13 protein-coding genes are annotated in these 22,140 nt (G+C 72.8%); 1 reads left to right on the top strand and 12 read right to left on the bottom strand.

The window, feature by feature from the left end:
- Positions 1–77 precede the first annotated feature (77 nt).
- The gene (locus ACRX5S_RS39260; protein WP_436778071.1) at positions 78–2,921 is read right to left on the bottom strand and encodes a vitamin B12-dependent ribonucleotide reductase; all 2,844 of its coding nucleotides are present in this window, start codon (positions 2,919–2,921) and stop codon (positions 78–80) included.
- Positions 2,922–3,048: 127 nt separating this feature from the next.
- The gene (gene nrdR / locus ACRX5S_RS39255) at positions 3,049–3,648 is read right to left on the bottom strand and encodes a transcriptional regulator NrdR (protein WP_436778070.1); all 600 of its coding nucleotides are present in this window, start codon (positions 3,646–3,648) and stop codon (positions 3,049–3,051) included.
- Positions 3,649–4,448: 800 nt separating this feature from the next.
- Between nrdR and lexA the strand changes: the two genes are divergently transcribed.
- Positions 4,449–5,135 (top strand): transcriptional repressor LexA, encoded by a 687-nt coding sequence (gene lexA, locus ACRX5S_RS39250; protein ID WP_436778069.1) that lies wholly within the window; start codon positions 4,449–4,451, stop codon positions 5,133–5,135.
- Between the two features lie 222 nt (positions 5,136–5,357).
- Here lexA and ACRX5S_RS39245 read toward each other — a convergent pair whose 3' ends face one another.
- The 10 genes from ACRX5S_RS39245 to ACRX5S_RS39200 all read right to left on the bottom strand — a co-directional run bounded on the left by ACRX5S_RS39245 (position 5,358) and on the right by ACRX5S_RS39200 (position 22,016).
- The gene (locus ACRX5S_RS39245) at positions 5,358–6,782 is read right to left on the bottom strand and encodes an outer membrane protein assembly factor BamB family protein (protein ID WP_436778068.1); all 1,425 of its coding nucleotides are present in this window, start codon (positions 6,780–6,782) and stop codon (positions 5,358–5,360) included.
- Between the two features lie 562 nt (positions 6,783–7,344).
- Positions 7,345–9,540 carry an ATP-dependent DNA helicase gene (locus ACRX5S_RS39240; RefSeq protein ID WP_436778067.1) on the bottom strand — a complete coding sequence of 732 codons (2,196 nt, stop codon included), beginning with the start codon at positions 9,538–9,540 and terminating at the stop codon, positions 7,345–7,347.
- A gap of 175 nt (positions 9,541–9,715) precedes the next feature.
- Positions 9,716–10,735 carry an SGNH/GDSL hydrolase family protein gene (locus ACRX5S_RS39235; protein WP_436778066.1) on the bottom strand — a complete coding sequence of 340 codons (1,020 nt, stop codon included), beginning with the start codon at positions 10,733–10,735 and terminating at the stop codon, positions 9,716–9,718.
- A 157-nt stretch (positions 10,736–10,892) separates the two neighbouring features.
- Positions 10,893–11,726 carry a carbon-nitrogen hydrolase family protein gene (locus ACRX5S_RS39230; RefSeq protein WP_436778065.1) on the bottom strand — a complete coding sequence of 278 codons (834 nt, stop codon included), beginning with the start codon at positions 11,724–11,726 and terminating at the stop codon, positions 10,893–10,895.
- 109 nt (positions 11,727–11,835) lie between these two features.
- On the bottom strand, positions 11,836–13,566 hold the full coding sequence (locus ACRX5S_RS39225; protein ID WP_436778085.1) for an IucA/IucC family protein: 1,731 nt from the start codon (positions 13,564–13,566) through the stop codon (positions 11,836–11,838).
- Between the two features lie 142 nt (positions 13,567–13,708).
- On the bottom strand, positions 13,709–15,145 hold the full coding sequence (locus tag ACRX5S_RS39220) for a lysine N(6)-hydroxylase/L-ornithine N(5)-oxygenase family protein (RefSeq protein WP_436778064.1): 1,437 nt from the start codon (positions 15,143–15,145) through the stop codon (positions 13,709–13,711).
- Positions 15,142–16,167, bottom strand: coding sequence for a GNAT family N-acetyltransferase (locus ACRX5S_RS39215; RefSeq protein ID WP_436778063.1), 1,026 nt, complete (start codon positions 16,165–16,167; stop codon positions 15,142–15,144). Before ACRX5S_RS39215 ends, ACRX5S_RS39220 begins: the two co-directional genes overlap by 4 nt.
- Positions 16,164–17,996 (bottom strand): IucA/IucC family protein, encoded by a 1,833-nt coding sequence (locus ACRX5S_RS39210; RefSeq protein WP_436778062.1) that lies wholly within the window; start codon positions 17,994–17,996, stop codon positions 16,164–16,166. The genes ACRX5S_RS39215 and ACRX5S_RS39210 overlap by 4 nt, the downstream gene beginning before the upstream one ends.
- 442 nt (positions 17,997–18,438) lie before the next feature.
- Positions 18,439–19,776, bottom strand: a complete 1,338-nt coding sequence (locus ACRX5S_RS39205) for a pyridoxal phosphate-dependent decarboxylase family protein (RefSeq protein WP_436778061.1) — start codon at positions 19,774–19,776, stop codon at positions 18,439–18,441.
- Positions 19,777–20,600: 824 nt separating this feature from the next.
- A complete protein-coding gene (locus ACRX5S_RS39200) occupies positions 20,601–22,016 on the bottom strand; it encodes a diaminobutyrate--2-oxoglutarate transaminase (protein WP_436778060.1) in 1,416 nt (471 codons plus the stop codon).
- Positions 22,017–22,140: the final 124 nt, after the last annotated feature.

The raw sequence follows: 22,140 nt of genomic DNA, 5'->3' as shown, positions 1-22,140 counted from the left end.
GACCCGCGGGTCGGCTCCCTCTCACAATCCCCGCTGCCTCAACAACGCTTCGTCACCACGTTGTCGGGCCGCTTCGTTCAGCTGCAACCACTGGTGGAGCCGCAGCCCTCGCAGAGGTAGCAGCTACCGGCCGGGCGCATCTTGATGCCGCAGGAGAAGCAGAGCGGGGCGTCCGCACTGCGGCCCTGCTGGGCCTCCAGCAGCTCCGTCGACGAATGCACCGCTGCCGGAAGGACCTTCAGCTCCGGCGGGGAGCTCTTGTGCTCGCGAGGGGCCGACTGGGCCAGCGTCTCCGTCGTGACGTCGTCGTCCTCGCCGTCCGTCTCGGCCGCTTCGTACGAACCGGTGTCGAGGTGCCGCTGACGCTCCTCGGCCGAGTGGATGCCGAGCGCCGAGCGGGTCTCGAACGGCAGGTGGTCGAGCGCCAGGCGGCGGAAGATGTAGTCGACGATCGACTGCGCCATCCGCACATCCGGGTCGTCCGTCAGGCCGGCCGGCTCGAAGCGCATGTTGGTGAACTTCGAGACGTACGTCTCCAGCGGCACGCCGTACTGGAGGCCGACCGACACGGCGATCGAGAAGGCGTCCATCATGCCCGCGAGGGTCGAACCCTGCTTGGACATCTTGAGGAAGACCTCACCCAGACCGTCGTCCGGGTACGAATTCGCCGTCATGTAGCCCTCGGCGCCGCCCACCGAGAACGAGGTGCTGATCCCCGGGCGGCTCTTCGGGAGGCGCTTGCGGACCGGACGGTACTCGACGACCTTCTCGACGGCGACGGGCTTCTCGGCCGTCTCTTCTTCCTTCTTCTTCGCGGAGAGAGGCTGGCCGACCTTGCTCGATTCCCTGTAAACCGCGAGGGCTTTCGTGCCGAGCTTCCACCCCTCCATGTAGACCCGCTCGATGTCCTCGACCGTGGCGCTACCAGGGAGGTTGACGGTCTTGGAGACCGATCCGCTCAGCCAGGGCTGAACGGCCGCCACCATACGCACGTGGCCCATCGGGGCAATGGAACGCTCGCCCATCGCGCAGTCGAAGACCTCGTAGTGCTCGGTCTTCAGGCTCGGCGCGTCCACGACATGGCCGTGCTCGGAGATGTACTCGACGACTGCCTCGATTTGCTCGTCCTGGTATCCGAGGCGCTGGAGCGCGCGCGTCACCGTGCCATTGACGATCTGCATCGAGCCGCCGCCGACCAGCTTCTTGAACTTGACCAGGGCCAGGTCCGGTTCGACGCCGGTGGTGTCACAGTCCATCATCAGGCCGATGGTCCCTGTGGGAGCGAGCACCGAGGCCTGCGCGTTGCGGAAGCCGTTCTTCTCGCCGAGCTTGAGCACTTCCTTCCAGGCCTTGGTCGCGGCCTCCCACACCGGGATGTCGAGGTCGTCCATGCGCGTCGCGGCGTCGTTCGCGTCCGAGTGCTGCTTCATAACGCGCTTGTGCGCGCTCTCGTTGCGGGCGAACCCGTCGTACGGACCGACTACGCCGGCGATCTCCGCCGAGCGCTTGTAGGCCGTACCGGTCATCAGCGAGGTGATTGCGCCGGCCAGGGCGCGGCCGCCGTCGCTGTCGTAGGCGTGACCGGTCGCCATGAGCAGCGCGCCGAGGTTCGCGTACCCGATGCCGAGCTGGCGGAACGCCCGAGTCGTCTCGCCGATCTTCTCGGTCGGGAACTCCGCGAAGCAGATGGAGATGTCCATCGCCGTGATCACCAGCTCGACGACCTTCGCGAACCGCACCACGTCGAACGTGTCGTCATCGCGCAAAAACTTCATCAGATTGAGTGAAGCGAGATTGCATGACGAATTGTCCAAACTGTGGTACTCACTGCATGGGTTAGATGCGGTGATTCGCCCCGATTCGGGATTCGTGTGCCAGTGGTTGATCGTGTCGTCGTACTGGATCCCCGGGTCGGCGCAGGCCCAGGCGGCTTCGGCCATCTTGCGGAAGAGCTTGCGGGCGTCGACCGTTTCGAGGACGTCGCCGGTCATGCGGGCGCGCAGGCCGAACTCCGAGCCGGATTCGACGGCCTTCATGAACTCGTCGGAGACGCGCACCGAGTTGTTCGCGTTCTGGTACTGGACGGACGTGATGTCGTCGCCGCCCAGGTCCATGTCGAAGCCCGCGTCGCGCAGCGCGCGGATCTTCTCCTCTTCCTTCACCTTGGTGTCGATGAAGTCCTCGATGTCGGGGTGGTCCACGTCGAGGACGACCATCTTGGCGGCGCGGCGGGTGGCACCGCCCGACTTGATGGTGCCGGCGGACGCGTCCGCGCCGCGCATGAAAGAGACCGGGCCGGAGGCGTTGCCGCCGGAGGAGAGGAGCTCCTTGCTGGAGCGGATGCGGGAGAGGTTCAGGCCGGCGCCCGAGCCGCCCTTGAAGATCAGGCCCTCTTCCTTGTACCAGTCGAGGATCGACTCCATCGTGTCGTCGACCGACAGGATGAAGCATGCGCTGACCTGCTGCGGCTGCGTGGTGCCGACGTTGAACCACACCGGGGAGTTGAAGCTGAAGATCTGGTGGAGGAGGGCGTGCGTCAGCTCGTGCTCGAAGATCTCGGCGTCGGCGGGCGAGCCGAAGTAGCCGTTGTCCTCGCCGCCCTTGCGGTAGGTCTTCACCACCCGGTCGATGAGCTGCTTGAGGCTCCACTCGCGCGCGTCGGTGCCGACCGCGCCGCGGAAGTACTTGCTCGTCACGATGTTGACCGCGTTCACCGACCAGAAGTCGGGGAACTCGACGCCACGCTGCTCGAAGTTGATCGAGCCGTCGCGCCAGTTGGTCATGACGACGTCACGGCGCTCCCAGACCACCTCGTCGTACGGGTGGGTTCCGGGGGTCGTGTACACGCGCTCGATGCGGAGGCCCTTGCCGGGCTTCGCCCGGCCGGCGCCGCGTGCTGAGCCGCTCGTCGTCTCTGTCATACGTATCTCCTCCTGAACAACGCCGCGGGCGGGCCGGCGATTCCGGCATGCCCGATCGGGTGGTCCGTCGTTCGTTCCACCTGGTGTGTCGTGCGGTCTTCGGGTGTGGTGACGCCGGGGTTCGGCGTCAGCGGGTGGGTCCGGCCCCGGGGGCGGGTCCGCGCGGATGGTGTGGTTCTCCATCCGTGGCCGAAACCAATCCCCCGGATCGGGGGACATCGTCTTCGGCGGGGGCATCGGAGGCGGTCCCGGGAGGGTCGTCGGCTGGTCCGAGGGTGCCTGCGGCTTCGGTGCGCAGCAGGGAGATCTCGGACTCGAAGTCCTCAAGCGAGTCGAAGGCGCGGTACACGGAGGCGAAGCGCATGTAGGCGACTTCGTCGAGTTCGCGCAGGGGGCCGAGGATGGCGAGGCCGACGTCGTGCGTGCTGAGTTCAGCGCAGCCGGTGGCGCGCACCGCCTCTTCGACGCGTTGGCCGAGTTGGGCGAGGGCGTCCTCGGTGACGGGTCGGCCCTGGCATGCCTTGCGGACGCCGGTGACGACCTTGTCGCGGCTGAAGGGTTCGGTGACGCCGCTGCGCTTGACCACCGTCAGGGAGGCCGACTCGATGGTCGTGAAGCGGCGGCCGCAGTCCGGGCAGGAGCGGCGGCGGCGGATCGCGGCGCCGTCGTCGGTGGTGCGGCTGTCGACGACGCGGCTGTCGGGCCGCCTGCAAAAGGGGCAGTGCATGACTGGTGTTGTCCTCCCCTGAGTGCCTGCCTGGTGTGCCGCGTGGTTCCGGGCGTACGGGCGGGTACGCGAGGTGTCCGTGCGACGGTGTCGCCCCCGCGCCCCAGGGCCTCGTCGGACGGTTCGCGGCGAGGTTTCGCTTGGTGCGCTTCGGGATGTGGTATATACGGCGACCACAACTTATGGGTTAGATCTGAATCCGAACCACAAGATGTAGTGGCTACCGTATTGCGCGGCCCGAGGTGCTGCAAGCTGACACGCGCACCCTGGGAGAGGGTGTTGCGACCTCTCGTCATCGGCGCAGGTCACCGCGGTGGCACCGGAGACCGGTGGGGCGAAAATTCAGCCGGGTGGGCGCGTGTTACGGGAGATGTCGGACGAATCAGGCTTTGCCTGATGCACTGTCCCCTACGGCCCGAACGCCTCCGCGGCCCCGCCCGCGGCGGCTCCGGCGGTCGCGCGGGGTAGTCTCCGAACCCGGCCGTAGCGGCGCATGAGACCCGCCCGACCACGGCGTTCCGACCGGACTTCAGTACATACATTCGATCGAATACCTGTACGATTAATACTACGCCGGGGCGATCCCTGAGGCGGATTGGGCCAAATTCACTCGAACGTGTGTTTGGCGCAACCTTTCGATCCCGGCTACCGTTCTCCGTGTGCGAGTAATCCGTCGAGAGGGGAAACCCGTGTCCGGAGAAGCAGTCGGAGGCCCCCAGCCTCCGGCCTTTGCCAGTGCAGCCCGGAACACCGCGACAGCAACGGACGCACCCGGGGGGGACCGGTCGGAGTCGGCTCAGGTGCGGTCTCTCCCGCGCCGCGGAGCCGGTGGTCTGACGCCGCGTCAAAGCCGCGTGCTGGAGGTCATCCGCGCCTCCGTCGAATCGCGCGGCTACCCGCCGAGCATGCGCGAGATCGGCGAGGCGGTCGGCCTCTCCAGCACGTCGTCGGTCGCACACCAGTTGATGGCCCTGGAGCGCAAGGGCTATTTGCGCCGTGATCCGCACCGCCCGCGAGCGTACGAAGTGCGCTCCCCCGACGGCGGACGCCCCCTCGCCCCGGTCGCGCCCAACGGCACGGCGAACGGGAACGGCGCCGGCGCCGAGCGTCCGGCCGCGTCGTATGTGCCCGTGGTGGGTCGTATCGCCGCCGGTGGCCCGATCCTCGCCGAGCAGTCGATCGAGGACGTCTTCCCGTTGCCGCGCCAACTCGTCGGCGACGGCGAGGTCTTCCTGCTCAAGGTCAGCGGCGACTCGATGATCGAAGCGGCGATCATGGACGGCGACTACGTGGCGGTACGCCGCCAACCGGTCGCGGAGAACGGCGACATCGTCGCCGCCATGCTCGACGGCGAGGCCACCGTCAAGCGCCTGCGCAACCGCGACGGGCACCGCTGGCTGATGCCGCACAACCCGGCGTACGAGCCGATCCCGGGCGACGACGCCACGATCCTCGGCAAGGTCGTCGCGGTCATGCGCCGCGTCTGACGAGAGTGTTCGGTGGGGCCGCGGGAGGAATCCCCCGCGGCCCCGCCGCATGTCGGCGCCCGAACCGCCCACACGTGCAACGCCACCGAGTCAGGCCAGCGTCACCAGGCTCGGGACGCCTGGCCGCACGTTCCAGGTGAACCCGACCAGCCGCCCNCCCCCCCCCCCCCCCCCCCGCCGCATGTCGGCGCCCGAACCGCCCACACGTGCAACGCCACCGAGTCAGGCCAGCGTCACCAGGCTCGGGACGCCTGGCCGCACGTTCCAGGTGAACCCGACCAGCCGCCCCTCGGTCAGCATCCACTCGTCGGTGTCCTCCGCGCCCAGCAGGTCCTTGCCGCCCACCTCGCGCGCGCCCAGCGACGAGCCGTCCTCGTGTTTGAACGCCGCCAGCCGCCCGGGTGCGCCGGGAAGCCCCTTGCCCAGGACCAGGACGCCGGTCGCGTCGGAGCCCACGATGTCCCCGTCGCCGACGCCCTTGCCGAGCGGCTTGCTCCACCGCGCCTTGCCGGTGTTGAGGTCAAAGGCGACCAGCCGCACCACGTCTCCCGGGCCCATGTCGCGCCGCGTGGCCATGATGTAGAACGTGTCCTTCGCGACCACGACCGCGTAGCGCGTGGGTGCCGAGAAGTCGAGGTCGTAGGGGCTCTGGCCGTACTCCAGGTCGAGAATTCCCTCGGGTCCGCGCACCGGGATCTCGGAGCGCAGATTGCCGTCGGCGTCGTACGCCTGGAAGAACTCCTCGCCATTGCGCTCGATTTGCACGAGCGCGGGGTCGGCGTGGATCAGCGTCAAGGAGGCGTAGCTGTCGGCCGAGGCGGGGATGTTCTTGGTCCATTTGCGGGCGCCGTCGGCGGTGTCGAATGCGGTGAGCACCGCGGGCTCGCCTTCCTCGTACGTGGTCTGCGTGACCAACACGGCCTTTCCGTCCACGCGCAGGCCGTCGATCTCGTCCGGGTTGGATTCCGCCGAGTCCCACTTCCAGCGCTGGTCCCCGGTTTTCAGGTCGTACGCGACAAGGCCCCGCTCGGACGTCACCACGACCAGTTCGCCGTCCACGTCGGTCTGCACGGTCCGGTACCGGTCTCCCGAGTTGCCCACGTCCTTGGTCTTCTTCTCCCACAGCGAGCGCATCGTGGTGAGGTCGACGGCGACCGTCGTGTCGCAGTTGTCGCCCGCGCCGTACATCGCGACGCCGACGTCCTGCGAGGTCCTGGGGACCATTCCGCAGAACTCCCCCGAGGGGGCCGTGAACTTGCCGACCTCGCGGCCGTCGGCGACGTCGTACGCCACGATCGCCTTCTCGTCTCCGACGAAGGCCCGCGGGCCGGACGTCCAGGCTCCGAGCATGTCGACGCTCTTGCCGGTGTCGGGGGTGGCCCACGCGCGCGCCATGGTCCTGCCGTCGGTGGCGGACGAGCCGTCGCCGCCGTCGTCCTTGATGACGAAGAGCCACACGAGCGTGCCCGTGGCGATGAGGGCGAGCGCGACGACCGTGGACAGAATCGCGATCAGGCGGCGCCGTGCGGGGTCGTGGGGCCGGTTCGGCGGGGGCGTGCTGCCGGTGCCGTACGGGTTGTACGACGGTGTCGAGCCTCCGGCTCCCGGCGGCGGCGTGCCGGGGTACGCATTCCCGACCGGCTGCACCTGCGGAGGCGCTGCCGGGCTCGCCGGCGGTCCCGCGGGCGGTGCCGGAGGCGGGCCCGACGGCGTGCCGGGCGTCGGCGGCGGCGGAACGCCCGGCAGGCTCGGACTCGGCGGGGACGGCTGCCAGGTTCCGCCTCCGCCGGTGCTCGGGCCGCCCGGGTCGCTCGGGCCGCCCGGTCCGCTCGGGCCTCCAGGGCCCCCAGGGCCGGATCCGCCGGGCGGAGGCGGGCTGCCGTAGGCGGGTGGACCTCCTGGTCCCCCCGGCGTGCCGGGAGGCCCGTAGGCGCCTGGAGGCTGTGTCATGGTTCCCCCTCGCGTTCCCGGCTGGACCGCCGCTCGGCCCGGCCGCGTGACGAGGATATGTATCTCCTCCGCGGTGCCGCCGCGTGAGAGTCCGTCAGTTCTCGTCTCTGCCAAGGACGTTGACGATCATCGGCAGGAGCCCTGGCCCCGCAGGCGGACACCGGCACGCGTCCACCGCGCACGCGCCCGCGAGCCGTCTGGCCGTCTGGCCGTCTGGCCGTCTGGCCGTCAAGACCAAGTCACGGCCTCACCCCGCGAGTCACACGTTGATGGCCGCCAGCGAGCGCCGGACCTGGTTGCGGTCGGTGGTGTACCAGAAGTCCGGCATGGAGGCGCGGAAGAAGCCGCCGTACTGCTTGGTGGCGAGCCGGGAGTCGAGGACCGCGACCACGCCGCGGTCGTCGGCGGCGCGGATGAGGCGTCCGGCGCCCTGGGCCATGAGCAGTGCGGCGTGGGTGGCGGAGACGGCCATGAAGCCGTTGCCGCCCGCTTGTTGGACGGCCTGCGCGCGGGCGCTCATGAGGGGGTCGTCGGGCCGCGGGAAGGGGATGCGGTCCATGACGACGAGTTGGCACGCGGGTCCGGGGACGTCGACGCCCTGCCACAGCGAGAGAGTGCCGAACAGACAGGACGCGGGGTCGGCGGAGAACGCCTTGAGAAGTTCGGGCAGGGAGTCGTCGCCCTGGCAGAGGACCGGGACGTCGAGGCGTTCGCGCAGGGCCTCGGTCGCGGCGTCGGCGGCGCGGCGGGAGGAGAAGAGCCCGAGGGTTCGTCCGCCCGCGCACTCGATGAGTTCGGCGAGTTCGTCGAGGGTGGACGAGTGCATGCCGTCGCGGCCTGGCTGCGGGAGGTGTTTGGCGACGTAGAGGATGCCCTGCTTGGGATAGGCGTAGGGCGATCCGACGTCCATGCAGCGCCAGGGGGCGAGTTCGGCGTCGGTGTCGGGGTCGCCGTCCTCGTCGCCCTCGTCTTCCACGGCACGAACTGCCTTGCCGCGCGCGGGTGGTGCCGCCGGGACGGTGGCCCCTGGCTCGGGCAGGAGCCCCTCGGGGCTCAGGCCGAGGGTACGCGCGACGCCGGTGAAGTCGCCGCCGAGTTTGAGCGTGGCGGAGGTGAGGATGACGGTGCGGTCGCCGAAGAGGGCTTCGCGCAGGAGTCCGGCGACGGCGAGGGGGGCGATGCGCAGGGACGGGCCGACGCGGTCGCTGCGTTCGATCCAGAGGACGTCGTACGGCGATCCGGTGAGGATGCGTTCGCAGGTGTCGTGCACCGCCTGCGCGGAGGCCATCGCCTGGCGGCGGGCGGCGTCCTCGTCGGAGAGGGACTTGTCGCGGACCTCGCCGAGCGAGGTGATGACCGCGCGGGCGCCGTCGCGCAGTGCGGCGAGGGCCCAGCCGAGGTCGGGGTCCGGTTCGGCGAGGCGGGCGGGTTCGCGCATGCTCATGGCCTTGGCGTACGCCTCGGCGGCGGACTGGAGCGCGTCGACGGCCTTCTCGTTGGCGAGTTTGGCGGCGCGGCGGGCGGCGCGTTCGACGGTGCCGATGGTGAGGTCGTCGGTGGCGACGGACGTGACGCGCGCGGCGAGTTCGTGGGCCTCGTCGACGACGAGGACTTCGTGCTCGGGCAGGACGGGGGCGCCTTCGAGGGCGTCGATGGCGAGCAGTGCGTGGTTGGTGACGATGATGTCGGACTGCTTGGCGATCTCGCGGGCGCGTTCGGCGAAGCACTCTTGGCCGTAGGCGCATTTCGAGGCGCCGAGGCATTCGCTGGAGGAGACGGAGACCTGGGCCCAGGCGCGGTCGTTGACGCCGGGGCTGAGGTCGTCGCGGTCGCCGGTCTCGGTGTCGTCGGCCCAGTCGCGGACCCGCAGGATGTCGCGTCCGGTGGGGGTGGCGGGTGAGGGGTCGAACAGGACCTCGCCTTCGTCGGGCGGTCCGTCGTGGAGGCGGTGCAGGCACACGTAGTTGCCGCGGCCTTTGAGCGTGGCGAAGCTGGGGCGGCGGCGCAGCAGCGGGTGCAGGGCCTCGACGGTGCGCGGGAGGTCGCGTTCGACGAGTTGGCGTTGCAGCGCGAGGGTGGCGGTGGCGACGACAACTCGGCGGTACCCGGAGAGTGCGGGGACGAGGTACGCGAGGGACTTGCCGGTCCCGGTGCCTGCCTGGACGAGGAGGTGTTCGCGGCGTGCGACGGCACCCGCGACGGCTTCGGCCATGCGGATCTGTCCGGGGCGCTCGGTGCCGCCGACGGCCCCGACCGCGGCGGCGAGGAGTTCGCCGAGGCCGGCGCGTCCGCCGCCGGAGTCGCCGCTCTCGACGCCGGCGTCGCCATCGGTGTCGGCTCCGGACTCCGCTCCGGACTCGGCGCCCGCCTCGGCGGCGGGGTGGTCCGCGGGCACCGTGGTGTCGGTGTCGCCGCTGCTGGTGTCGGGGGCCTCGGGTGCCGCGGTGTCGCTCATCGGGTCCAGCCTAAGGGGTGTGCGGCGGCCGTCCCGCGGACGCGTCGGGATCCGCGTGATCGCCCGTGGACGGGCGGTTTCGCGGATCCCGGCGTGCTTCCCCGGCCCTCGCGCGCCCCCGGTCAGGCTCTAAGGGCGGTGACCGAACCAGCAGGTCCGACGGGGCAGGGCGTCCTCATGCCTGCCGGGCCATGGCGACGACCGCCGCGGCCATGCCCTCGTGCCCGATCGCGTTGGGGTGGGCCTGGGCGCCCGGTGACTCGGGGACGATGCCCTCGACCCACTTCACCCCGACGGGCTGGCAGACGTCGTGGCCGATGCCGGGGGTGTAGGTGTCGACGTACGTCGCGTTCCCGGCGGCGGCCCGCGCGGAGATCATGCCGTTGAGGTCGCGGATGACGCTCCGCAGGTAGTCGAGGTCGCCCACCGCGACGGGCAGTTGGGCGGGGCATCCGTTGCCGGTCTCCGGCAGGATCGCCGGGTAGCCGACGAGGAGGACGCGGGCCTGCGGCGCCTTCTCGCGGATGGTCTTGAGAGCGGCGTCGATCTTGGGTCCGGTGGCGTCGATGCGCTGCTTGAGGACGTCCTGGCCGTCCTTGGTGAAGGCGTCCTTGCACGGGTTCGGGGAGGTCTTGTTGCCGCTGCGCATGACGCAGGTGGTCATGATCTCGCCGAAGCCGATGTCGTTGCCGCCGATGCCGAGGGTGACGAGCCTGGTCTCGGGACCGAGGACGTCGAACTGCGGCGGGGCGGGGGCCTGTCCGCCGGACAGGGTGGTCTGGGGTGCGGCGAGGTCGGCGGTGGTGGCGCCGCCGCAGGTGGCGTCCGCGAAGCTGGGGACGGCGAGTTGCGCGGCCATCAGGTGGGCGTAGTTGCTGCCGCTGCGGCTGCATCCGGGCGGGCTGCCGGGGACGGTCTCCGGGATCTTGACGCCCGCGGCGTAGGAGTCGCCGAGGGCGACGTAGTAGGAGCCGACGCCGGGTGCGGCGGCGGGCGGTACGGCTCCGGGGGCGGGCGCGGCGGCGGTCTGCTGCGGTGCGGCGGCTCCGCCGGGTGCGCCGGACGCGGTGGGCCGGGCGGCGCCGTCACCGCCGTCCCCGCCGTTCCCGTCGTCGTCGGAGGAGCAGGCGCCGAGTGTGAGGGCCAGGGCCGCGGCGAGGGCGGCGGCTGCGGTGCGGTGTCGGGTGTGGCCCACGTACGTCTCCCCTGGTCCGGCCTGGTTCGGGCCCACCACGGCGGTTACCGGCGGGTAGGCGTGCGGGTGAGCTTAGGCGCCCCGGCGCGGGTATGCCAGGGCGCGCGGTGCCGTGGTCGCGTTCCGGCTGAACGGTGTCGTCGGTGGGCCGCGTGCCTCAGTCGAGCTTGAGGCGGTCGCGGCGGCTGGCCGGGCAGGGCGTCTCGCTGAGCATGGTCAGGCTCTCCCGGGCGGCGTCGATCTCGAAGTCCTGGAGGGTGGCCACGACGACGTCGACGCGTTCGCCGTCGGCCTCGGCGACGACTCGGCCGTCCGGCCCGAAGACCGCGCTGCGCCCGCACGCCGGGCCGTCGCCGGTGGCGCCGACGTGGTTGGCGACGACGGTGTAGCAGGTGTTCTCCAGGGCGCGGGTGGCCAGGTAGAGGCCGCGGCGGTACTCCTCGTCGCCGCGGGTGAACGCGCCGCAGCACAGGTACGCGTCGCAGCCGTCGAGCGTGGCCGCGCGCACGTGTTCGGGGAAGCCGATGTCGTGCCGGGTGCCGACGCCGAGCCGCCAGCCGCCGACCTCGACGGAGCAGCCGTGGTCGCCGGGGGTGAACAGGTCGCGGGCGCCGGGCGGCAGGTGCTGGGCGTCGTAGGCGACGTGGGCCTCGCCGTCGCGTCCGACGACGAGGACCGAGGAGGACCGGGTGCCGCCGGGTCTGCGCACGCAGGCGCCGACGACGGCGACGGTGCGGCTGGCGTAGCAGGCCGCCACGAGGTCGTCGAGACGGGGGTCGCCGGGCACGATCTCGCAACTCTCCGGTTCGCCGCGCAGCAGGTCGAGGTCGTACCCCGACAGGAACAGCTCGGGCAGCACGACGAGATCGGCGCCCGCGGACGCGGCGAACCGGACGAGCTGGGCGGCGGTGGCCACGTTCTCGGCCACGTTCCCGGCCAGGGCGTGTGCCTGGGCAGCGGCCACGCGCAAAGGCGCTCGATCCAACGTCACGGGCGCATTGTGGCATCGTGACGGGAATCACACCATGGTCATCTTCGGGTGTTCGGGCGGTCGGTGCGTGCGCCGGGGCCGTGCGGCGGAGGCGCTTCGTGGGGCTTCGTCAGCTTGGTCCCCCGTACAGGGGGTTGGGGACGGTGCCGTGCGCGGCGACGTGCGGGCGGCCGGGCCGGTCGCGGTAGCCGTCGAGCAGCAGCCGGTTGCGGTTCAGGCAGAGCCGGTCGATGCGCGGCGTGAGGAGGTCGAACATGCGGTGGCGGTCGCCGAGTTCGGGGAAGCGCGCCTGGTGGTCCAGGATCTCGTCGCGCACCATGGCCCAGAAGTCGGCCTGCGGGACCCCGAGGTGCATCTCGGCGGTGTCGGCGAGGTAGCGGTAGTGCCCGACCAAGAGCGCCGCATGGATGAACTGGCAAAGATACGCGGGCTCTTCGCGCAGCAGGACAGCGGCGACCTCGTCCGGCAGGCCGTCCAGTTCGGGCAGCGGCCGGTCGCTGATGTTGACGTCGTCGACGAAGTCCTTGACCGCGAGGCGCACCGGGACGTCGTCCTCGTCGAAGACCACGATGGCGTTCTCGCCGTGCGGGGAGAAGACCAGGCCGTAGCGGTACAGGCAGTGCAGCAGCGGCGGCAGCATGGTGTGGAACAGCGCGCGCAGCCAGGCGCGCGGGGCGATGCCGGAGCGGTCGACGAGTTCGGCGACGAAGGGGCGGCCGTACGGGTCGATGTGCAGCAACGAGGCGAGGGTGCGGGCGCGTTCGCCGTGTTCGAGGTACGGGGTGAGGGGTTCGCGCCAGATGGTGCCGAGAAGTTCGCGGTACTGGTACGGCACGCCGGGGAGGTCTTCGAGGACGGGGTGCCGCACGGTGACGGACGCGGTCTCGCCGAGCAGGATGACGCGGCATTCGTCGCGCAGGAACTCGTCGTTGTCGCGCAGCGCGTGCACCCAGGCGGTGACCGCGGGGGCGGCGAGGGTGCGTTCGGTGGGGAGTCCGCGCCAGACGAGCGTGTTGAGCACGGACAGCGGGAGTTTGACCGTGCGGCGGGCGGGCTGGTCGATGTCGAGGAAGGTGCGGACGGACTGCTGGGCAAGGTAGCGGTCTGGCGCCTCGCCGAGGCGGATGATCCGTCCGGCGGCGATATCGGGGGCGAACAGGGTGGCGATGGTCTCGTCCCACTGCCAGGGGTGCACCGGCATCCACAGGTAGGCGCCGCGGTCGGCGTCCTCGCCGAGCCGGGAGGCCATGCGCTCGGCGAAGCGCTGCGCGGTGGCGGGGTCCAACTCCTCGGCGTAGAGGCGGTGTTCGTCGAGTCCGGGGACGGCGCGGTAGAGCGCGAGGCTGCGGTGGACGGCGATCCACGGCAGGCGCATGGTGCGCCGCGACTCGGGGGCGTACCCGGCGGCGTCGGTGGCGGAGAAGCCGAGGCGGCCCTTGTTGGCGACGATCCAGGGGTGGCCGGTCTGGTGGCCTTCGAGGTCGGCGTAGTCGAGTTCGGCGAGCACGGAGGCGGGCTGCGCGGTCTTGCCGATGGCGACGTCCGCGGCGAGGGTCGCGGTGAGTTCGCGGACGAGGTGGCCCGCGGTGTCGCCGGTGAGGCCGAGGGTGGAGTGCGCGTCGAGGAGGAACCGCAGCATGTCGTCGCCGGGCTCGTCGCCGAGCGGACCGGTGCGGCGCAGCGAGGCGGGGTCGACGTGCCAGCAGTCGTACGCTCCGCGCCGCGCGCGGAAGCCGTACCGGACCTCGCCGGGGAGGTCGACGCGGTAGGTGTCGCCGTGTTCGTGGACGGGGGCGAGGAGTTCCTCGTACGCGAATTCGCCGATGGCCTTGGCGAGCATCGCGCGTCCGGCGCGGGCCCAGGCGTCGTCCTGCCGTGGCGGGTCGGCGCTGCGGGCCGCCGGGACGGACGGGGGCGCGGGCGCGCCGGGGCCGCCGTCCACCAGTGGCGCCGCGCCGGGGTCGGCCGTGGTCAGGGCGGGCTCAGTGGGCAGGGACACGGGGTGTCTCCAGTTCGTCGGGCGGTGCCGTGAGTGGGACAGGGGCCGCGGTGTCTCCGGCGGCGAGTCCGAAGGTGGTGTAGGCGGTGCGGGCGGGCAGCCGGTAGACCGCGCGTCCGCAGACGGCGTTGAGGATGACGGCGGCGCGGTGGGCGCCGAGGCCGAGGTCCGGGGTGCCGACGCCGTGGGTGTGGAGTTCGGCGTTCTGCGCGTAGAGGCCGCCGGTGACCGATTCGTCGAGGGCGATGCGGTGGTCGAGGCCGATGCGGGGACGTCCGCGGGCGTCGCGCAGGAGGTGTGCGTCGAGGGGGTCGAGGAGGTCGGGACGCCGCGGCGCGTAGCCGGTGGCGAGGACGACCTTGTCGGTGAGGGTGGTGAACACCCGGTCCTGCTGGGTGTGGTGGCAGCCGAGTTCGAGCCCGGCGGGGGTGCGGACCGCGGTGGTGACGCTGACGCCGGGCATGAGGGTGGCGCGGACCCGGCCGCCCGCGATGCCGCGTTCGTACAGTTCGTCGTGGATCGCGGCGAGGGTGTCGGCGCTGACCGCCTTGTAGAGCTGGGCCTGGGCCGGCAGGACGCGGTCGCGGACGGGTTCGGCGAGGCCGTGGAAGTAGCGGGTGTAGTCGGGGGTGAAGTGCTCCAGGCCGAGCTTGGAGTACTCCATGGGGGCGAACGCCGGCGACCGGGTGAGCCAGGCGATGCGGTGCCGGGGCGAGGTGCGGCGGCGCAGCAGGTCGAGGAAGACCTCGGCGCCGGACTGGCCGGAGCCGACGACGGTGACGTCGGGGGCGGCGGTGAGGCTGTCGCGGTGGTCGAGGTAGTCGGCGCTGTGCAGGACGTCGCGGGGCCCGCGGATGTCGAGGAGGTCGGCGAAGGGCGCCGGGACGACGGGTTCGGTGCCGATGCCCAGGACGAGGTTGCGGGCCGCGGCGCGGTGTGTCTCGCCGGTCTTGGTGTCGCGGAACTCGACGCGGTACAGGCCGCTTTGGGCGTCCCAGGACGCGCGGGTGACGTCGGCGCCGAAGCGGCAGGACGGCAGGGCCGCGGCGGTCCAGCGGCAGTAGTGGTCGTATTCGCGGCGCGGCACGTGGAAGCGCTCGGCGAAGTAGAACGGGAACAGCCGGTCGTGGGCCCGCAGGTAGGCGAGGAACGACCAGGGGCTCGTCGGGTCGACGAGGGTGACGAGGTCGGCGAGGAACGGCACTTGCAGGGTGGTGCCGTCGATGAGCAGGCCCGGGTGCCAGCGGAACTCGGTGGACCGGTCGAGGAAGAGCGTGCGCAGGCCCCCGACCCGGTCGGCGAGGGCGGCGAGGGCCAGGTTGAACGGGCCGATGCCGATGCCGACCAGGTCGTGGACGGGCGTCCCGGGGTCGGGGCGCGCGGTGCCGCTGCGCGGGTGGGGCAGTTCGCGTGCGGTCACTCGGTCGCCGCCGGGGTTCCGTTCGCGGGAGCACGCTCGGTCGTGGCGGGCTCGGCGGGGGCGGGCTCGGCAGGGGTGGCGTTGGCGCGGGCGGAGGCGTCACCGGCGGGCCCTGCGGGCGCGGTCTTGGCGGGTGCGCCCTTGCCCGACGCGCCCTTGCCCGACGCGCCCTTGCCCGGCGCGCCCTTGTCAGGTGCACCCCTGCCCCGTGCGCTTGCCGCGGACGCGGACCTGCCGCGTCCGTTGTCGGGCCTGCTCGTGGCCGCGTCCGCGGCGTCCGTGAGCGGGCCCCCGTCGCGGTGCCGGTCGCGGATCATCAGCGCGGCGGTCTTGCCGGGCAGCGAAAGGTCGACGGAGCGGCGGAACCCGGCGCGGCGGAACGCGGCGATCGAGGCGGCGTTGCGTACGTCCGGCTCGGCGATGACGCGGTGGGTGTCGGGGGCGGCGCGCAGGATGAGTTCGCTGACCACGAGGAGGAGCAACGAGCCGAGGCCCCGCCCGCGGTGGGCGGCGGGTCCGATGAGGACGTGGACGCCGACGTCGTGCGGCTGCGCCGCGTAGTGCCGGGCCAGCGGGTCGAGGTCGGCGCGGTAGAGCTCCCAGTAGCTGACGGGCTGGTCGTCGAGGCAGCCGACGTAGGCGGTTGCGTGGGTGAGGCGGCTGTGCGCCGCGAGGTGGTTGCCGGTGACCTCGATGCCGCCGGCGAGTTCCCACCAGCGGGCCACCTCGGGGTCGTTCATCCACTCGTGGATGATCGGGAGGTCGCGCTTGAGGTGGAGTTCGTGGAAGGAGAACCGGCCGGGGGGCAGCGAGACGGTGCCCCACCGGTTGGCCTCGGTGAGCGGGCCGGACAGGCCCTCGCGGAGCCGGCGGTGGGTGAGCCGGAGGGTGTCGTCGTCGGGGATGCCGGTCGGGTCGGCCTCGGCGGTGGTCTTGGCGTGGTGCGCGGCGGCGGCCTGGACGGCGGCCTCCACGGTGGCGTCGGCGGGGCTGTTGGCGGGGGACAGCGGGGACACGGTCATGCGGGGACGGCACCTCCGGACGTGCGATGTGCGTGGAGCGGGTTGGGGATGTCGACGTACACGGACTGGGTGGCCACGGGGCCGACCAGCTCGTCGAGTCCGTGCAGCCGGGTCATGAGGTTGCCCTTGCAGCGCAGCGTGGGTTCGCCGGTGAGCAGGCGCGCGGCGCGTACGCGGGGGGCGTGGGCGGCGAGGGTTGCGTGCAGGCGGCGCAGCAGGGTGTCCTCGTCGGCGAGGCGCTGGGCGCCGAACGCGCCGACGAGTCCGAGGAGGTTGTTGACGCCGAGGTAGTAGGCGAGGCGTTCGTCGGCGACCTCGTCGGGGACGAAGGTGTCGCTGCCGCCGCCCGCGCCGAACAGGCGCCCCCGCAGGTCGGCTGCGCGGGAGTCGCGGAAGTAGTAGCCCTGGTTGTCGCGGAAGCGGCCGCCGGCCGGCCAGCCGTCGGGGTCCAGGACGACGAGGGTGTTCTGCTGGTGGGCCTCCAGGGCGATCCCGGCGTGCGCGTCGAGCCACAGGATGGGGTCGGCGACGGCGGCGAGGTAGCGCGTGAACCACTCCTCGGCGACGGACTCCGTGGTGCGGCCGGTGCGTTCGGCGAGGCCGCGGACGAGGGTGGCGAGGCGGGACGGGCCCATGCCGGGACGCTCCGCGACGAGCCCGGCCACGCAGGCGATGTCGTCGGTGCCGAACGGGTTGTCGCGGAACACGAGTTCGAGTCCGCTCTCGGCGCGCTCCGGTCCGCTGGTGCGCGGCGCGTCGACGGCGAGCCAGGCGACGTCGCGGACGATGTCGAACCCGGGGTGGGCGGCGTGCAGTTCGGCGACCAGGCCGCCGCGCATGATGCGGTCGACCTCGACGCCGCGCAGGAGTTCCTTACGCAGGTTCTCGCGGCGCGAGTTGGTGATGCGCAGGCCGAGGGACAGCTTGAGCATGACGGGCGCGCCGGGCCGGTAGACGGTGCGTACCGACGAAGTGGGGTGCCACGGCGGGCCGAAGGGGCCGAGGTCGCGAATGAGGGCGACGTCGAGGAGGGCGCGGATGCCGGGGCGGTGCGCGAGGTCGCGGGCCTGCCAGGGGTGCACGGGGACGAGGACGTGGTCCGCGGGGCCGACGAGGCCGTCGGAGAGCTCGGCGGCGATGGCGGCGGCGGTTTTGCCGGTGCTGCTGTCCTGGGTCACCAGGTCCTGGTGGACGGCGAACCAGTGCAGCGGGAAGGCGCCGCGCAGTTCGGGGGCGTAGGCGGCGGCCTCCGCGGCGGTCAGGCCGTCGCGGCTCTTCGGCGTGGGGTGGGTGGGGTGGCCGAGGAGAAGCGCCTGCTCCGCGGCGAGGAACGGCGTGGTGCCGGGCGGGTCGTCGGGGTGCGCGCGGCGGTGGCGCACATGGTCGGCTGCGCGGCGGGCGGAGTCGGCGACGCGCGCGGCGGTGTCGGTACGGGCGGCCGCGGTGGCTCCGGCGGCCTCGCGTCCGAGGAGTGCGGCGACGGTGACGGCGTCCAGGTCGGGCCCGGGCGCGTCGGCCAGGCGCGGCGGGCCGAATCGGTGCCAACCGGCCTGCGACCAGTAGCGGACGGGCACGTCGAGGGTGACGCCGGTGGCGGGCATGGGCAGGCGAAGCGGCCCGTCGCCGGGTGGTCGCGGTACGCCGCGTTCGCGGACCCAGCAGCGCAGCAGGGCCTCGGCCGCGGCGGCGTCGCCGACCCGGTCGGGGTCGGGGTGGTCGAGCGGGTCGCCTGTCCAGGTGCGCGTCTCGTCGCCCGTGCGGGCGGCGGGGTGTGCGGGTGCGGGCACGGGGACTCCGACAGGCACGGCGGGACCTGCGGTCGTCATCATGGCTCCGGGGGTTCGATCGGCCCGGGTGGACCGACATCCATCGATGATCTGGGGTTTTCCGGCGATGTCGACCATTTGGCCCGCGTTTCGCCTAATTTTGGGGAGATTCAGGGGAGATTAGGCAAACAACGGAATTCGCCGGGACGTCAGCGGGCTATGCCGAGGCGCGGGCGCGGCGGGACCGGGAGGGTGCCCGGCGCGGGCCGGACGCACGGCGCCGGGAGAGCGCACCGCATCGAGAAGGGGCGCCACACGGGCAGAGGGCGCTGCGGCGCCAGAAGGGGCCGGCGCGGCGCGGGCAGTGCGCGCTGCGCCGAGAAGGCACGCGCCGTCGGGGCCGTGCGCAGGACCTGCGCCGAGCGCGGCGACGGCTCGGGGCAGGGCGACGGCTCGGCCCACCCTGCCGTCGGCTGCTCCCGTCGTCCGGTCCCGCGCCCGTCGCTCACAGGTCGCGCTCCGCGGCGCGTCCCGCGGCCACCACGGCGTGCAGCAGCGCGTCGACGTCGCGCTCAGAGGCGTACGGGTTGAGCAGGGTCAGCTTCAGGCGCACCGCTCCCGGGCCGGTCCCGATCTCGGTGCGGCCGACCACCGCCTGTCCCGCGGTGAGCAGGCGGCGGCGCAGTTCGGCGTTGACCAGGTCGGCGTGCCGGGCCGGGCACTCGCCGGGGTGCGGGTGCGGGACGTACCGGAACACCACGGTGGTCAGCACCGGTTCGGCGGTCAGTTCGAGCGCGCCGGGGCCGGGGTCGCGGTCGATGCGGGCGGCCGCGTGGCGGGCGAGGGCGTGGCAGCGGTCGACGAGCGCGCCGAGGCCCTCGCGGCCGAGGGCGCGCAGGGTGACCGCGATCTTGAAGACGTCGGCGCGGCGGGTGGTACGCGGCGAGCAGCCGAGCAGACTGGGCAGGCCCGCATCCTCGTCGTCGGCCGGGTTGAGGTACTTCGCGCGGTGGGTCAGCGGGGCGAACAGCGCGCGGTCGCGCACCAGGAACACGCCCGCGGCGACCGGCTGCCATCCGAGCTTGTGCAGGTCGAGGCCGACGGAGTCGGCGCGGTCGACGCCGTGCAGGAGGGGTGCGAGGCGGTCGGAGAACAGCGCGCCGCCGCCGTACGCCGCGTCGACGTGCAGCCAGACGCCGTGCTCGCGGGCGACGTCCGCGCAGGCGGCGAGCGGGTCGACGGCGCCGAGGTCGGTGGTGCCGGCGGTCGCGACGATCGCCGTGGGCCGGTCGTTGGCGGCGAGCACGCGTCGGCACACGGCGTCGAGGGCGCCGGGGTCGATGCGGTGGTCGGTACCGGTCGCGACGGGGACCACGGCGTCGTCGCCCATCCCGAGCAGCGCGGCGGACCTGCGGACGGAGAAGTGCGCGGCGTCCGAGCACAGCACGCGGTGGCGTCCCGCGCTGGGCCCCTCGCGGTCGCGGGCGAGCAGCAGTCCGAGCAGGTTCGACTCGGTCCCGCCGGTCGTCACCGTGCCTCCGGCCAGACCAGGGGCAAAGCCCGTCAGGCCGGCGAGGGCCGCCACGACCTCCGTCTCCAGCGCGGTGGCCGCGGGGGCCTGGTCCCACGAGTCGAGGGACGGGTTGAGCGCTGACGCGGCCAGGTCGGCGGCGACCGCGACGGCGAGCGGCGGACAATGCAGGTGACCGGCGCACAGCGGGTCGGCGGGATCGGTGGTGCCGTACGCCAGAACCCGCGTCAACGCCGCGAGCGCCTCCCGCTGCCCGACCCCGCGCTCGGGCAGCGGATCCCCCTCCAGCGCCCGCCGCACCGCGGCATCCACGACTCGCGGCCCCCCGGCAGGCAACGGCCCGCCGCGCTCCCGAACGCCGGCAGACAACGACCCCAGCACCGTTCCCAGCAACTCCCCCAACGCGTCACCCCCCGCAATCCCGCCGGACAGCCGAGCGGGGAGCCCGGGCTCACGCTCCGCAGCCGGAAAGGGCGCCGGCGCCGTGTGCGCACCCCCGCCCGCAGGCTCGGGCACGCCGAACGGCGGGTGGGTCGGCGAGGGGGCGCCGTACGCGATCGCCGCGGACGCACGCGACGAGTCGGAAGGGACCACCGACACGGGTTCAGGGGCCGAGGCGACATGGCCAGGGGCCGATAAAGCCTGCGCCGCGATCGCGGGCTCCGAAGCCGGGAAGTACCCGGTCCCAAAGGCCACATGGCCCTCTCCGGCCGCAAATGCGGAAGCGCCGCTCGGCGGGGACAGCGCATCGGCAGGCGAAGCCGCGAACGCACCCGAGGCCGCCGGACCCGCCGCGGTCACGGTCCCAACAGGCGGCTCCGCCCCGGCTGTTGGCGGTGGGCCCGCAGTGGGGCCATCCATCGGCAGGGGCAACGCCGGGGCAGCGGCAGATCCGAACTCGACCGGCTCCCCCACACCCCGCGGCTCGGTGGACGGCGAGGGGTCCGGTGCCGGGGCAGCGTGGGCTGTCGGCCCGTACACGGGGTCAGGCGCGGGGGTGGCGTATGCGGGTTCGGCGGGTAACTGCGACGCGGACTCCGGGGCAGGGAGGTGCCTCGGCGCAGCGGAGCCGGGGGCGCGTTCGGCGCCTGGGGCGGGGGCGAACTCGATCAATGTCGCGGGGTCCGGTGGGGTGGTCACGGGGTCCTCCGGTGCGCCGCGGCGGCGGGGACGGCTTCGGCGAGGCGGGCCAGAACGCCGTCGGCCTGCGCGTCGGTCATCGTGAGCGGCGGGAGCAGGCGCACCACCGTGCCGTGGCGGCCGCCCAGCTCGATGATGAGGCCGCGGTCGAGCGCCTCGGCCCGTACCGCGGCGGCCAGTTCCGGGGCGGGCGGGCGCGCGCCGTCGGGTCCCGGTGCCGCGTCGGGGTCGACGATCTCGACGCCGATCATGAGCCCCCGCCCGCGGACGTCGCCGACCGCGGGTTCCGCCGCCATGAGTTGGCGCAGGCCCGCGGTGAGCCTCGCGCCGATGCGCGCGGCCTCCTCGTCGAGGCGGTTCTCGCGGATGAAGCCGATGGTCGCGGTCCCGGCCGCCATGGCGAGCTGGTTGCCCCGGAAGGTGCCGGCGTGCGCACCCGGCCACCAGCGGTCGAGGTCGCCGCGGTACACGACGACGGCCAGCGGCAGCGACCCGCCGACCGCCTTCGAGATGACCATGACGTCCGGGACGATGCCGCTGTGCTCGATCGCCCAGAAGGCCCCGGTGCGTCCGAGGCCGGTCTGCACCTCGTCCACGATCAGCGGGATGCCGCGCGCGTCGGTGATCCGGCGCATCTCGCGCAGCCACGCGTCGGGGGCGGGGACGACGCCGCCCTCCCCTTGGACCACCTCCAGGATCATCGCGGCCGGTGCCGCGATCCCGCCGGACGGGTCGTCGAGCAGCGTCTCGGCGTACCGGGCGGCGAGCCGTGCGCTCTCGCCGCCGCCGACGCCGAACGGGCAGCGGTACGGGTGCGGGTACGGCAGCCGGGTCACCTCGTCCGCCCCGGGCCCGATCGCCTCGCGGATCGCGGTGTCGCCGCTGACCGCGAGCGCTCCGGCGGTCATGCCGTGGTACGCCCCCGAGAACGCCAGCATGCCGCGCCGCCCCGTCGCCGTGCGCACCAGCTTCAGCGCCGCCTCGACGCCGTCGGTGCCCGCCGGGCCGCAGAACTGGATGCGGGCGTCGCGCGCGAACTCCGGTGGGAGGGTGTCGTACAGCGCGTCGACGAAGCGGTCCTTGACCGGAGTGGCGAGGTCGAGGACGTGCAGCGGGGCTCCCGAGTCGAGGACGCCGCGGATGGCCTCCAGCACCACGGGGTGGTTGTGGCCCAGCGCGAGCGTCCCCGCGCCGGAGAGGCAGTCGAGGTAGCGGCGGCCGTCGGCGCCCTCGACGGTCATGCCCTTGGCCCGGACCGGGACGATGGGCAGCGACCGGGCGTACGTCCGGGCGGACGACTCGCGGCGGGACTGCCGCAGCAGGATGCCCTCGGCCCCGGCGGTGTCCTCGACTCCGGCGTCTGCTCCCGGGCCGACTGCGGCGGCGTCGGTCGTCGTCGGTGCGGCGCTCACGGGTATGCCTCCCGGGTTGGGCCGAGCGGGCTCGGCGGGATGGGGTCCGGGCGAACTGCCCGCTGACGGTTATTTAGGTAAGGCTTACCTTAGTAATGTCACGTATCGCAACCGACACCACCGT

This window comes from Yinghuangia sp. YIM S09857 (assembly GCF_051388915.1).
Classification (GTDB): domain Bacteria; phylum Actinomycetota; class Actinomycetes; order Streptomycetales; family Streptomycetaceae; genus Yinghuangia.
Note: the sequence above shows the minus strand (reverse complement) of the source record. Positions and strands in the feature narration are given on the sequence as shown.

What these genes read in the sequence shown, in the direction of transcription:
- ACRX5S_RS39260 (WP_436778071.1), bottom strand. Translation starts at nt 2,921, where the DNA reads ATGACAGAGACGACGAGCGGCTCAGCACGCGGCGCCGGCCGGGCGAAG.
- nrdR (WP_436778070.1), bottom strand. Translation starts at nt 3,648, where the DNA reads ATGCACTGCCCCTTTTGCAGGCGGCCCGACAGCCGCGTCGTCGACAGC.
- ACRX5S_RS39240 (WP_436778067.1), bottom strand. Translation starts at nt 9,540, where the DNA reads ATGAGCGACACCGCGGCACCCGAGGCCCCCGACACCAGCAGCGGCGAC.
- ACRX5S_RS39225 (WP_436778085.1), bottom strand. Translation starts at nt 13,566, where the DNA reads ATGCTCGCCAAGGCCATCGGCGAATTCGCGTACGAGGAACTCCTCGCC.
- ACRX5S_RS39215 (WP_436778063.1), bottom strand. Translation starts at nt 16,167, where the DNA reads ATGACCGTGTCCCCGCTGTCCCCCGCCAACAGCCCCGCCGACGCCACC.
- ACRX5S_RS39210 (WP_436778062.1), bottom strand. Translation starts at nt 17,996, where the DNA reads ATGATGACGACCGCAGGTCCCGCCGTGCCTGTCGGAGTCCCCGTGCCC.